This is a genomic window from Mycobacterium sp. NPDC050551 (assembly GCF_040674075.1).
Lineage (GTDB): Bacteria > Actinomycetota > Actinomycetes > Mycobacteriales > Mycobacteriaceae > Mycobacterium.
Genome location: NZ_JBFARC010000001.1, coordinates 1,086,418 through 1,099,962 on the forward strand (window position 1 = coordinate 1,086,418; position 13,545 = coordinate 1,099,962).

Annotated in this window: 9 protein-coding genes; 3 read left to right on the forward strand and 6 right to left on the reverse strand. The window is 71.2% G+C overall.

Going from position 1 to position 13,545, the window contains the following annotated elements; all coding sequences use genetic code 11:
* Positions 1-217: 217 nt before the first annotated feature.
* Positions 218-1,852 (forward strand): fatty acyl-AMP ligase, encoded by a 1,635-nt coding sequence (locus AB0K11_RS05235; RefSeq protein WP_364972963.1) that lies wholly within the window; start codon positions 218-220, stop codon positions 1,850-1,852.
* A 48-nt stretch (positions 1,853-1,900) separates the two neighbouring features.
* Positions 1,901-2,707 carry a GAF and ANTAR domain-containing protein gene (locus AB0K11_RS05240; protein WP_364972965.1) on the forward strand — a complete coding sequence of 269 codons (807 nt, stop codon included), beginning with the start codon at positions 1,901-1,903 and terminating at the stop codon, positions 2,705-2,707.
* On the opposite strand, the gene AB0K11_RS05245 is transcribed toward AB0K11_RS05240, so the two are convergent.
* Positions 2,708-3,466 carry a GAF and ANTAR domain-containing protein gene (locus tag AB0K11_RS05245; RefSeq protein ID WP_364972967.1) on the reverse strand — a complete coding sequence of 253 codons (759 nt, stop codon included), beginning with the start codon at positions 3,464-3,466 and terminating at the stop codon, positions 2,708-2,710.
* Between the two features lie 37 nt (positions 3,467-3,503).
* Positions 3,504-4,211 carry a GAF and ANTAR domain-containing protein gene (locus AB0K11_RS05250; protein ID WP_364972969.1) on the reverse strand — a complete coding sequence of 236 codons (708 nt, stop codon included), beginning with the start codon at positions 4,209-4,211 and terminating at the stop codon, positions 3,504-3,506.
* A gap of 152 nt (positions 4,212-4,363) precedes the next feature.
* Here AB0K11_RS05250 and AB0K11_RS05255 point away from each other — a divergent pair, with 152 nt between their 5' ends.
* Positions 4,364-6,727: a lysylphosphatidylglycerol synthase transmembrane domain-containing protein gene (locus tag AB0K11_RS05255; RefSeq protein ID WP_364972972.1), complete on the forward strand. Its 2,364-nt coding sequence runs from the start codon at positions 4,364-4,366 to the stop codon at positions 6,725-6,727.
* Here AB0K11_RS05255 and AB0K11_RS05260 read toward each other — a convergent pair.
* From AB0K11_RS05260 to AB0K11_RS05275, 4 genes are all read right to left on the reverse strand, one after another.
* Positions 6,724-7,143 (reverse strand): cupin domain-containing protein, encoded by a 420-nt coding sequence (locus AB0K11_RS05260; protein WP_364972974.1) that lies wholly within the window; start codon positions 7,141-7,143, stop codon positions 6,724-6,726. The genes AB0K11_RS05255 and AB0K11_RS05260 overlap by 4 nt on opposite strands.
* Positions 7,144-7,159: 16 nt before the next feature.
* A complete protein-coding gene (locus AB0K11_RS05265) occupies positions 7,160-7,777 on the reverse strand; it encodes a sigma-70 family RNA polymerase sigma factor (RefSeq protein ID WP_364972976.1) in 618 nt (205 codons plus the stop codon).
* A 124-nt stretch (positions 7,778-7,901) separates the two neighbouring features.
* Positions 7,902-10,706, reverse strand: coding sequence for an AAA family ATPase (locus AB0K11_RS05270; protein ID WP_364972978.1), 2,805 nt, complete (start codon positions 10,704-10,706; stop codon positions 7,902-7,904).
* Between the two features lie 41 nt (positions 10,707-10,747).
* A complete protein-coding gene (locus AB0K11_RS05275; protein ID WP_364972980.1) occupies positions 10,748-13,525 on the reverse strand; it encodes an AAA family ATPase in 2,778 nt (925 codons plus the stop codon).
* Between the last annotated feature and the right edge of the window lie 20 nt (positions 13,526-13,545).

The following is a 13,545-nucleotide window of genomic DNA, read 5'->3' on the forward strand; positions in this document are numbered from 1 at the left end:
GGCGCTTGACTCCGTAAAGTCAGACCGTCTGACACGCATAGCACCGTGCCTCTCCCGGGGCGACGGACCCACCGAGGTGAACGCGAAGGGTTCACCCACCGACGAGTTTCCGTCACCACCCACAACATCACCCACCTGAGCCGAACGGGCGCCTTCGCCCTGCTCATGGCGGGATGTCACCGATGCCGCCTGCGGCGCACCTACCGGAGGGACTCACGTGAGCAGATTCACCGAGACCATGTACCGCAACGCCCAGTGGAGCCTGAAGGGGCTCAACACGGGCGAGCCGCACGCGCCGATCCGGCAGACCTGGGCAGAGGTGCATCAGCGCGCCCGCCAGGTGGCCGGTGGTCTGGCCGCGGCCGGTATCGGCCACGGCGACGCCGTCGCGGTGCTGGCCGGCGCTCCGGTGGAGATCGCGCCGACCGCGCAGGGCGCCTGGATGCGCGGCGCCAGCGTGACCATGCTGCATCAGCCCACCCCGCGGACCGACCTGGTGCGCTGGGCCGAGGAGACCACCGCGGTCATCGAGATGATCGAGGCCAAGGCCGTGGTCGTATCCGATCCGTTCATGGCTGCCGCGCCGGTGCTGGAAGGCATCGGGATCACGGTGCTGACCATCGAGAACCTGCTGAAGAGCGATCCGATCGACCCGATCGACACCGACGACGACGATGTGGCGCTCATGCAGCTGACGTCGGGCTCCACGGGATCGCCCAAGGCGGTGCTGATCACCCACGCCAACATCGTGGCCAACGCCGAGGCGATGATCGTCGGCTGCGACTTCGACATCGACACCGACGTGATCGTGAGCTGGCTGCCGTGCTTCCACGACATGGGCATGACCGGCTACCTGACCGTGCCGATGTACTTCGGCGCGGAACTGGTCAAGGTCACGCCGATCGACTTCCTGCGCGACACCTTGCTGTGGGCCAAGCTCATCGACAAGTACAAGGGCACCATGACGGCCGCCCCGAACTTCGCCTACAACCTGTTCGCCAAGCGGCTGCGCTCGCAGGCCAAGCCGGGTGACTTCGATCTGTCGTCGCTGCGCTGGGCACTGTCCGGCGCCGAGCAGGTCGACCCCGCCGACGTCGAGGATCTCTGCGATGCCGGCGCGCCGTTCGGACTGCGCCGCGAGGCGATCATCCCGGCCTACGGCATGGCTGAGACCACGGTGGCCGTGTCGTTCTCCGAGTGCGGCGGCGGCATGGTCGTCGACGAGGTCGACGCCGACCTGCTGTCCGTCCTGCACCGCGCGGTGCCGTCGAACAAGGGCCACACCCGGCGGCTGGTGTCCCTCGGTCAGCCGCTCAAGGGCCTCGAGGTGCGCGTCGTCGACGAGGACGGCGCCGAGATGCGGCCCAGGGCCGTCGGCGTCATCGAGACCCGCGGCACCCCGGTGACCAAGGGCTACATGACGGTCGGCGGGTTCATCGCCGCGCAGGACGAGCGGGGCTGGTACGACACCGGCGACCTCGGCTACCTGACCGAGGCCGGAGACGTGGTGGTCTGCGGTCGTATCAAGGACGTCATCATCATGGCCGGCCGCAACATCTATCCGACCGACATCGAACGCGCCGCAGCGCGCGTCGACGGGGTTCGACCCGGTTGCGCCGTTGCGGTGCGGCTGGACGCCGGTCGGTCGAGGGAGACGTTCGCCGTCGCCGTGGAGTCCAAGAACTACCAGGACCCCGACGAGGTGCGCCGCATCGAGCGCCAGGTGGCGCACGAGGTGGTCGCCGAGGTCAACGCCCGTCCCCGCAACGTGGTGGTCCTCGAGCCGGGGACGATCCCGAAGACGCCGTCGGGCAAGCTGCGGCGCGCACACGCCCTGACCCTGGTCACCTGACCGTCCGGCTACGCCGGTGGACCGCGTTCGGTAGATTCATCGCCCAGGATGCGCGAGTACGAATGCCAGCCCGGCCGGGTGGTCCCACCCGAGCCTGAGTTGTCGCGCGCCGAACTCGATGAGCACGAGGCGGACCTGTCCGCCGGGCTCACCGGCGTTGCGGGCATCGTGGCCGGCGCGAAGCCGGTCAATGACCTGATGCAGGAGGTCGCCGAGTTCGCCGTCCAGGCGATTCCCGGCATGCAGGGTGCGGGGCTGACCGTGATCGACGTTGTCGGCGACACCCCACGCGTCGAGAGCTGGGCCGTCACGGCGGACTTCGTCCGTGAAATCGACACCGTGCAGTACGAGACCACCGGCGAGGGGCCGTGCATCAGCAGCATGCGGTCGCGTTGTCCCGTGGTCAGCGGGTCGCTCGGCTGCGATCCGCGGTGGCCGCACTTCGGCGGGCATGTCGCCCGGATGGGCGTGCATTCGGCGCTGTCACTGCCGCTGATGGTGGGTGACGAGGTGATCGGCGCCATCAACGGTTATGCGTACGCCCGCGACGCTTTTGCCGAGCACGCTGTGCAGTTGGGCGCGCAGTTCGCCGGGCCCGCGGCGGTGTCGGTGTACAACGCGCGGCTGCTGGCCAAGGCGCAGAAGCGCACCGAGCAACTGCGCCGGGCACTGGAGAGCCGCGCGGTGATCGACCAGGCGATCGGCATCCTGCGCAGCCGGACCGGTGCCACCGCGGAGGAAGCGTTCGACCGGTTGATCCGGATCAGCCAGACCGAGAACGCCAAGCTGCGCGATGTCGCCGAGCGGCTGGTCGAGGAGGCCGCCCGGCGGGCCCGCGCCCGGATCCGGGGCTGATCAGCCCGTCGGGGTCACCCGCAGGGCGGCGATGCCCGAGAGCAGTGCCGGACGTTCCGCGCGCTGGGTCATCAGGCGCCGCGCGACGTCGGTGAGGTGCTGGTGGTTGGCCCGGGCGTAGGTCCGCAGCAGCGTGAACGCCTCGTCCACGGACACGTCGAGCGTCTCCCGCAGGAAGCCCTTGGCCTGCTCGACGACCACCCGGCTGGTCAGCGCGGTCCGCAGCTTGCTGAACACTGTCGACGGGGTGGCCGCATGCTCCTGCAGGATCGCCACGCACGCGATGTGCGCGAGGGTCTGCGCCACCAGCCGGTCGGCCTCGCTCAGTTCGCCACGGCTGGTGCCGAACAATCCGAGCGCGCCGAGGACGATGCCGGCTGCGCGCATGGGAACGGCGTGCACGGAGACGAAACCGGCGTCGACCGCCGCGGGCACGAAGTGCGGCCAGCGGGCGGTCTCGGTGCCCAGGTCGGCGATGGAGACGGCCGCACCGGCGGCGTAGCAGTCCACGCACGGGCCTTCGTCGGCCTGCAGTTGGAACAACTCGAGTTCGCGGGCCTGCTCGGACGTCGCGGCCATCAACCGGAGCTGGTCGAGGGGGTCGGCGAGCAGGAAGCCGGCGGCGGCGACGTCGAGCAGCTCGGCGCACTGCTCGGTGAGCTCGGTGAGGAGGTCGACCACGTCGAAGTCGTCGAGCAGGCTGTCCACCAGTTTCACCACCGCGTCCAGGACGCGGGTTTCCCGGGGCGTGTCGGTCATGTGGCCTCCTTTCTGTCGGCTTCGCCGGGCCGGCTGGTCAGTCGCGGTCCAGCCTGAGGCGGCGGTCGAGGATGTCGCGGGCCACGTCGGTGGCGCTGCGGCCGGTGGCGTAGGCGTGCGCCCGCAGCCGCACCAGGGCTTCGGTGGGATCCACGTCGAGTTGCGCGACGAGCATGCCGGTGGCCTGGCTGACCTCGGCGCGCGACAGGTGGTGGAGTTGGGTCCACGCGTCGCTGCGGGGATCGGTGGCGGCGGCCTGCAGATCCCCGTCGAGCAGGTCCAGCAGCGGGATGCCTGCCACCTCGGCGGCGACGAAGGCACCGGAGAGCTGCTCGGCCTTCAACGGCCCGGCCTGCGCGCTGAACAGGTCGAGTGCCCCGACGTACTCACCGGCGACCACGACGGGCATGGCGAACACGCCGCGGATGTCGAGGGCCAGCAGGGCGGGCCCGTAGGCCGGCCAGCGCACCTCGTCGGGGTGTGCCAGGTCGACCACCAGCACCGGGGCCCGGCGGGCGATGGACTCCAGGCAGGGCCCCTCGCCAAGGGTGAACTGCAGTTCGTCGTACTGCCTCGCCGATTCACCGCTACACCCCATCGTCGCGCTGTTGGCGCCGTCGAAGATCAGGGAGATCGCCGCGGCGTCGATGTCGAGCAGCGTCACGCACGCCTCGCACAGCCGGTCGGCGGCCGCCGCACCCCGCCTGCCGTCCACCGCGGCTCGCAGCTCCTCGTTGACCGCCACGTCAGGCCGACGGTCGCCGGGCTGGGCGGCCCGGGAGTCGTGCTGTTGGGGAGGTCATTCGTCCAGCCTCCTCCACGTCGACGCATTTGACGAGCACATCGGTGCCCGTGCGTCACGATCCAGCCAGGTCGATCTGAGAAGATCGGTGCATCATGCGGGTCGACGGGCGGGAAATCACCGTATCGGGCAGCCTCCTTCAGCCGTTGACCCGACGGACCAACGACATCCTGCGCCTGGCCATCGCCACCGTGGTGCTGGCGGTGGTGGTGACGAGTTCCCTGATCACCCGCTACGAGTGGGACGCCCTCGAACGGTCGATCTCGGAGATCGTCAGCTTCCTCACCCCCACCCAGTCGAATCTGGTCTACCTGGTCTACGGCCTGGCGATCCTGGCGTTGCCGTTCATGATCCTGTTCGGGCTGCTCGTCGCCAGGCAGTGGCGGCTGCTCGGCGCCTACGCCGCCGCGGCGTTCATCGCCGGCTTGGCACTGTCCATCACCGGCAACGGGATCGCCGCTCCGCGTTGGCATTTCGACCTGAACGACCGGCTCGACACCCAGCTCTCACAGTTCCTCGACGATCCGCGCTGGATCGCGATGCTGGCGGCGGTGCTCACCGTGTCGGGGCCGTGGCTGCCTGCGAAGTGGCGGCGCTGGTGGTGGACCCTGCTGCTGGCGTTCGTGCCGATCCACCTGGTCGTCTCGGCCGTCGTGCCTGCCCGGTCGGTGCTCGGGCTCGCTGCGGGCTGGTTCGTCGGCGCGCTGGTGGTGCTCGTGGTCGGCACGCCGGCGCTGGAGGTGCCGCTCGACAGCGCGCTGCGCAGGATGGCGCGGCGCGGTTTCGTGGTGACCGCACTGACGGTGATGCGCCCGGCGGGGCGGGGGCCGCTGCTGCTGGAGGCGACCGCCGAGTCCGGCGCCCGGCTGACCGTCGAGATGTACGGACCGAACCAGCGCAGCGGCGGCGCGTTGCGTCAGATCTGGCGCAAGCTGCGGCTGCGGTCGAGTGAGACCGCTCCGCTGCACGCGTCGATGCACCGCACGGTCGAGCACCGAGCATTGATGGCGATCGCGATCGGAGACCTCGACGTCGCGAACACCGCCACGGTGGCGATCGCCACGCTCGAGCGCGGTTGGACGCTGTACACCCATTCACCCGTGCGCGGCCTGCCGCTCGATGCCGGCACCCCGCTGTCGAACGTGTGGGGCGCGCTGCGGGTGCTGCACGAGCACCAGATCGCGCACGGCGACCTGCGCGTCAACGAGATCACCGTCGACGAGGGCACCGTGCTGTTCGGCGGGTTCGGCTACGCCGAGTACGGCGCCACCGACGCCCAACTGCAATCCGACATCGCCCAGTTGCTGACCACGACGGCGGCGGTCTACGACCCGAAGTCGGCCGTCGAGGCGGCGATCGAGGTGTTCGGCGAGGACGAGGTGCTGACGGCGTCCCGTCGGTTGACCAAATCGGCTGTCCCGCATCGCATCCGGCTAGCAGTGCCCGACGGCAAGGCGATCATCGGCTCCGCGCGCGAAGAGGTGATGCGCCAGACCGGGGCCGACAAGATCCAGGCGGAGAACATCACCCGGTTCACCCGCAGGCAGATCATCCAGCTGGTGCTGCTCGGGGCGCTGGTCTATGTCGCGTACCCGTTCCTCGCGACCGTGCCGACGTTCGCCGCCGAACTGCGCACCGCGAACTGGTGGTGGGCGCTGCTCGGGCTGGTGGTGTCGGCGCTGAAGTACCTCGGCGCGGCAGCGGCACTGTGGGCGTGCTCGGACGGCCTGATCAGCTTCCGGTACCTGACGATCATGCAGGTGGCCAACACGTTTGCCGCGACGACGACGCCCGCAGGGGTTGGCGGCCTTGCGCTGTCGACGCGGTTTCTGCAGAAGGGCGGACTGGGCGCGTTGCGGGCTACCACCGCGGTGGCGCTGCAGCAGTCCGTGCAGGTGATCACCCATGTCTCGCTGCTGATCCTCTTCAGCGCGGTGGCGGGCGCGTCGGCGGACCTGTCGAAGTTCGTGCCGTCGGCGACACTGCTGTACCTGATCGGCGGGGTGGCGCTCGGCCTGCTCGGCACGTTCCTGTTCGTGCCGAAGCTGCGGCGCTGGCTGGCGACGGCGGTACGGCCGCGGCTGCAGGAACTACTGGGCGACCTGGCGGCCCTGGCGCGTGAGCCGTGGCGGCTGGCGTTGATCGTCCTGGGTTGTGCGGCAACCACACTCGGCGCGGCGTTCGCGCTGTGGGCCAGCATCTCCGCGTTCGGTGGCGACGTGTCGCTCGTCACCGTCACGGTGGTGACGATGGTGGGCGGCACGCTGGCGTCGGCTGCGCCCACCCCCGGTGGTGTCGGAGCCGTCGAGGCGGCCCTGATCGGCGGCCTGGCCGCGTTCGGCGTACCGGCCGCGGTGGCGGTTCCCTCGGTGCTGCTCTACCGGGTGCTGACCTGCTGGCTGCCGGTGTTCCTGGGCTGGCCGATCCTGCGCTGGCTGACGCGCAAGGAGATGATCTAGCGGTCTGCCGCCACCCGGAGATGCCGACGCTGCGCCAGCTCCTCCTCGCCGACCAGCTCGAGCATCGGCTGCCCCGGCACGCACAGCATGGTGACCGTGAAGCGGACCAACATGTCGTCGCGGTTGTTGCCGTCCTGGTAATGGATGACGTCACCGCCGGGCTCCCAGAACGCCTCGCCCGCCCGCACGACGCGGGGCGCCTCCCCCTCCAATTCGAAGAGCATCTCGCCCTCGAGCACGTAGCCGAAGGCGGGGCCGCCGGGGTGCCGGTGCGGCGGGGTGCCGCGGTTGGCCGGTGGGTACTCGATGTGCACCGTCATCGCGTGGGCGCCGGCCGGAATCACCGGTGGCTGCACCTCCTGCAGCACCGTGAGGGCGCTGTGCCAGGCGTCGTCGTAGTCCTTGTTCTGTGGCATCGGTTCTCTCGCTTCCTCAGGCGGCGGTCTGCTGGTCGGTTGCGGCGTCCACGCGCGGGCCGCGGTGGGCCAGCGCGACGCGCAGCCGTTCGCGGCCGCGGTAGATCCGCGACATGACGGTGCCGATCGGGACGCCCATCAGCACGGCGGTCTCGGCGTAGGTGTGGCCCTCGATGTCGGCGTAGTACACCGCGGCGCGGAACCCCTCGGGCAGGCTCCGGAGCGCGATCCAAATGTCGTTGTCGGGCAGCCGATCCAGCACCTCGTCCTCGGCCGACCGCAGGCCGAGCGATTCGTGCGACGCGCTGGCGGCCAGGTCCCAGTCGTGGATCTCGTCGAAGGCGGTCTCGGTGACCCGCGACTGCTTGCTGCGGTACGTGCTGACCCAGCGGTTGTACTGGATCCGGAACAGCCACGCCCGCAGGTTGGTTCCGGGCCGGAAGTTGTGGAATCCCGCGAAGGCGTGCAGCAGGGTGTCCTGCAGCAGGTCCTCGGCGTCGGCGTCGTTGTGCGTCAATCTGCGTGCGCCGCGAAGCAGCACGTCGTGGAGCGGCTCCACGCCCTGGGAGAAGTGGGCGGCGAGCTCGGCGTCGGGCCGGACCGTCGCGGTGGTGCCGGGCGCTACGACCTTCACGGTGAACCTCCGAGTGAGTGGATGAGATGTCCTACTCAGACTCGCGGCCGCAGAGCCCGGGGGGACCCTTGGAAACCCGTGGTCCGTGGTCAGTGGTCCGTGGTGGATACCACGGGGTCAGGGTTCAGCCGGCCCACGAGACGGTGCGCAGCTGCCTGCGCGACGTGACGCCGAGTTTGACGAACACCTTGCGCAGGTGCCACTCGACGGTGTGGGTGCTGATGAACAGCTGCGCGCCGATCTCCTGGTTGGTCAGGCCCTCGCCGGCGAGCTTGGCGATCTGCGCCTCCTGCGCGGTCAGCTGGTCACCGGAGGCGACTGGCTGTTTGCGCACCTTCTCACCGGTGGCGAGGAGTTCGCGCCGGGAGCGCTCGGCGAACGCCTGGGCGCCCATCCGGCTGAACAGTTCGTGCGCGGCGTTGAGCTGCCTGCGCGCGTCGATGCGACGGTTCACGCGGCGCAGCCACTCCCCGTAGCGCAGCTGGGCCCGCGCGACGTGGACGACGACCTTGGTGCGCATGAGCCGTTCGACGGCTTCGGTGTGCAGGGCGTCGACGGCGGCTTCGTCCGCGGAGTCGGTCAGCAGGGCCCGCGTGCTGGCCAGCACCCCGAGTCCCCAGTCGGTGCCCGCGGCGAGGGTGCGCTCCTCGAGCGCGGCCAGCGCCCTGGCGGCGGCCGCCCGCTCACCGGTGTGCACGGCCGCCTCGACCAGTTCGAACAACGCCCAGCCGTGGGTTCCGAGGTCCTCGTGGGCGGCGGCGTCGCTGACCGCGGCGTACGCCTCCTCGTAGCGGCCGAGGCCGTTGTACAGCACCGCCGCCGCGTGGCCAACGACACCGAGCAGCCGGCCTTCGCCGCGGGCGCCGGCTTCGGCGGTGGTGGCCTCGAACATGTCGACGGCATCGGCCGCCACCCCCCTCGATGCGGCGAGCAGCATGGACTGGTGGGTGATCGGCGAGTAATAGCCGGTCGACCTGATGATCGACTGCGCCTCCTCGATGAGTGTTGCGGCCGTGATGAATTCGCCGGTCAGCAGGTGGAAGCCGGCCCGGTATCCCAGTGTCTGCGGCAGACCGGCCAGCGCCCCGGCCTCGCGCGCCCGCCGCACCGCGGTGGCGGACAGTTCGTCGAGCAGCGCCTCGTCCCACAGCTCGAGGGCCGCGGACTCCTGCAGCACGGGGAACGCGGGCACCAGCCAGCGCAGCACGTGCACGTCGTCGGCGCGGGCCTGAACGCACATGTGGTCCAGTGCGATGCGCAGCGCCGGGCAGCCCGCCTGCACGCCGTCGGTGATGCGGACCGCCCACCCCCGAAGGAGATAGTCGACCGCCCGCGGGAACTCCTCGGCGTCGCCGATCGCGACGCGGGCGGCCGCGGCGGCCGCGGCGAGGGCGCGGGGATCACCGAGCCGCCCGGCGAACATGATTGCGGCGATGGTCTCGAGATAGCTTTCGCGAGAGGAGAAGTCGTCGACACCCACCAATTGTTCGGCGGCGTCGAGAAGCGCGGGTGCGGTGTCGGCCAGCCGCTTGGCGCCGGTGTCCCCGCCGCGGGCGCGGACGAACTCCATCTGCGCGCGCAGCCGAGCGACCTGGGCTTGCTGCAGATCCGTCAGTGGTCCGAGCTGGGCGATGGACAGCAGTTCGTGCGCGGCGGCAGGCGCCGCGGCGTCGCGTTTGGCGCGGGCGGCGGCCAGCGCCCTGGCGCTGCGGTGCGCGGGGTCGGCGGTCAGGGTGGCGGCGCGCTCGAGGAACTTCGCCGCGGCCGCGATGCCGCCGCGGCTCTGCGCCCGATCGGCGGAGGCTTCCAGTTCGGCGGCGACGGCGTCGTCGGGTCCGGTGGCCGCGGTGGCGGCGTGCCAGGCGCGGCGGTCGGGGTCGAGTTCCGGGTCGGTGGCGACGGCCAATGCCTGGTGCACGGCGCGGCGTTCGGTGAGATCGGCCGCGCGGTAGACGGCCGAGCGCACCAGCGGGTGGCGGAACCGGATGCGGCCGCCGAACTCGATCAGCCCTTCGGCCTCGGCGGGGCCGAGCGCCTCCACCGGAACCCCGAGATAGCTTGCGGCGCCGAGGAACACAGCGGCGTCGCCGACGGGCTCTGCGGCCGCGAGGAGCAGGACCGTGCGGGTCTCGGGCGGCAGCGACTCGATGCGGCGGATGAAGCCTTCTTCGATCTGGCCCGCCGAGCGGCCGACGCCGACGTTGAAGTAGCCGCCGCCGAGTTCGGACGCCGGGTTGTTGCGCGGCACTTCCAACAGGGCCAGCGGGTTGCCGCGGGTCTCGGCGACCACACGGTCGCGCACCCGGGGGTCGATGCGGCCCACCATCACCGAGTCGAGCAGATCGCGGGCGTCGCTGTCGGACAGGCCGCCGACCGCGAGTTCCGGCAGACCGGCCAGCGCCTCGGCGCCCTCGACGCGCGCGGCGCACACGATGGCGACCGGCTCGGCCAGCAGCCGGCGCGCGACGAACGCCAGCGTCTGCACCGACACCTGGTCGAGCCACTGGGCGTCGTCGACGACGCACAGCAGGGGCTGGTCGTCGGCGGCGGCAGCCATCAGGCTCAGCACGGCCAGCCCGACCAGGAACCGGTCGGGGGTCGGGCCGACGCCGCGGCCGAAGGCGACGTCGAGCGCCTCGCGCTGGGGTTCGGGAAGCGAGCCGAGGTGGCCGAGCAGGGGCGCGCACAGCTGCTGCAGTCCCGCGAAGGCGAGTTCCATGTCGGACTCCACGCCGGCGACCCGGGCGATGCGGAATCCGGCGGCGGTGTCGACGAGATGCTCGAGCAGGGCGGTCTTGCCGACTCCGGCCTCCCCGCGCAGCACCAGGGTCTGGCCGCTGCCGGACCGGACGCTCGCCAGCAGTGCGCGCAGCGCCTCGGACTCGCCGGCGCGTCCGCGCAACCGCTGCCCTCGAGCTCTGCCTGCCATCGCGTCCACCGTGGCGACGACCCTACCGGGAAGCGCAGAGGCTACGTCATCGTGCGCAGCTGTCGGCGCGAGCTGATGCCGAGCTTGACGAACACCTTCCGCAGATGCCATTCCACCGTGTGCGTGCTGAGGAACAGCTGCGCGCCGATCTCCTGGTTGGTGAGACCGTCTGCGGCCAGCCGGGCGATCTGCGATTCCTGAGCCGTGAGCTCGTCGCCCGAGCGCATCGGTTGCTTACGCACCTTCTCTCCTGCGGCCATCAGTTCACGGCGGGCACGCTCCGCGAACGCCTGCGCTCCCATCCGGTTGAACGTCTCGTGCGCACGGCCGAGATGCTGTCGCGCCTCGGTCGTCTGGTGGCTGCGGCGCAGCCATTCGCCGTAGCGCAGCTGCGTGCGCGCGAGCTGGGTCACCACCCGCGTGCGCTCCAGGCGTTCGATGGCCTCGGTGAACAGCGCGTCGGCCTCCTCGTTGTCGGCGAGCAGGGCTTGGGCGCCGGCCAGCGCGCCGAGCCCCCAGTCGGTGCCGCTGTCGCCTGCGCGTCGTTCGAGCCGCTGGACCGCCTCCTCGGCGGCATCCTGTTCGCCGAGGTGCGTGGCGGCCTCGGTCAGCTCGAGCAGGCACCAGCCGGAGAAGCCGAGATCGTCACTCGCGCAAGTCCGGCGAGCGCCGGCGAACGCTTCCTCGTACTGGCCGAGACCGTTGTGCAGGATGGCGGCGGTGTAGCCGGTGAGTCCGAGCAGCCGGCCCTCTCCCTTGGCGGTCGCCATGTCGGTGGCGACCTCGATCAGCGCCGTGGTCTCGTCGGAATTCCCACGCCACGCCGACAGGTGCAACCGGTGATATTTGACCGGCTTGTGATTCGTCGCCGCGGAGATTTCCTCGGCTTCCTCCAACAACGTTGCCGCGTGGTCGAATTCGCCGGCCAGCACGTGCACTCCGGCGCGGAACGCGAGGGCGGACGGCAGCGTGGCGAGCGCCCCGGCGTCGCGCGCGTTGCAGACCATGGCCGTCGCGAGGCGGTGCATGACCTCGTCGTCCCACAGTTCGCCCGTCGCGGATTCCTGGACGATGGGAAACGCCAGCGACAGCCATCGCAGCGCCTCGCCGTCGTCGCGCTGCGCATGACTGCACCAGTGCTCGAGTGCGGTGCGCAGACGGTCGGCGCCTTCGGTGAGGCCGCCGGTGATCAGGTCGGCCATGCCGCTGAGCATGAGGTCGGCGGGGCGGTGTGGATCGGCCACCCGGTTGACCGCGTGCCGGACCGACTCGGCAGCCGCGACGAGCGCACCCGGCGGCGCACACTGCGACGCGTACATCGCCGCCGCCAGCGCCTCGAGGTGCGCCTCGCGCGCCGACTGGTCGTCGATCGGCTCTAACCGCCGTGCAGCGTCGAGGAGTTGCGCGGCGGCCGTGGCGATCTGCGGCGCCCCGGGCTCGCCGCCACGGCCGCGAGCGAACTCCATTTGTGCCCGCAGCCAGGCCATCTCGGCGCGCTGCGACTCGCTGAGCGGGCTGAGTTCGGCGATCGCGAGCAGATCGTATGCCGCTTCATAGGCCGCCGCGTCGCGTTTCGCCCTGGCCGCGACGAGCGCCCTGGCACCGCGCAGACGTGGGTCGGCGCTGAGGGCGACGGCACGCTCGAGGAAGGTTGCGGCGGCGGCGATCCCGCCGCGGGTGTGCGCCCGGCCGGCGGACGCCTCGAGCTCGGCGGCGATCTCATCGTCCGGGCCCGCGGCGGCGTTGGCCGCGTGCCATGCCCGCCGGTCCGGGTCGAGCTGCGGATCTGTGACGTCGGCGAGTGCCCGGTGTACCGCCCTGCGGTCGGCCAGGTCGGCCGCGCGGTAGGCAGCGGACCGCACCAGCGGGTGGCGGAACCGGATGCGCGGACCGAACTCGATGACGCCTGCCGCCTCGGCAGGCGCCAGCGCGTCGACCGAGATGTTCAGGGCCGCGGCGGCACGCAGGAGCAACCCGGCGTCGCCGACGGGTTCCGCGGCCGCGGCGAGCACCAGCAGCCGGGTGTCGCGAGGAAGCGACGCGATGCGGCGCACGAAGCTCTCCTCGACGTGACCCGCGGACGGGCGAGTGGACGATGCGCCGAAGCCACCGACGAGTTCGGCCGAGGAGACGTTGCGCGGCACCTCGAGCAGGGCCAGCGGAATGCCACGGGTCTCGGCGATGATGCGGTCGCGCACCCGCTCGTCGATCCGCCCGAGCACGACGCTGTCGAGCAGTTCGCGGGCGTCGCTGTCGGAGAGGCCGCCGACGGCGAGTTCGGGCAATCCGCGCAGTACCTCGGCGCCGCGCTCGCGCGCGGCGAACACCAGCGCCACCGGTTCGGCGAGCAGCCGCCGCGCGACGAATCCGAGCACCTGCGTCGACACCTGGTCGAGCCACTGCGCGTCGTCGATGACGCACAGCTGCGGTTGCTGTTCAGCGGCCGCCGCCAGCAGGCTGAGCACCGCTAGGCCGACGAGGAAGCGGTCGGGAACCGGTCCGACGCCGCGGCCGAACGCCACGGCGAGCGCGTCGCGCTGCGGTTCGGGCAGCCTCTCGATGTGCGACATCAGCGGGGCACAGAGTTGGTGGAGGCCGGCGAAGGCGAGTTCCATGTCCGACTCGACGCCAGCGACATGCGTGACGCTGAAGCCGCGGGCCTGCGTGATCAGGTGGTCGAGCAGCGCGGTCTTGCCCGCGCCGGCCTCGCCACGCAGTACCAACACCTGGCCGTCGCCCGATCGCGCGCTCGACAGCACACGGCGAAGCTCGCCGCATTCGCCGTCACGCCCGCGCAGTCCTCGACCCGTCTTCGCCATCCGCGCCATCGTAGGTTTCG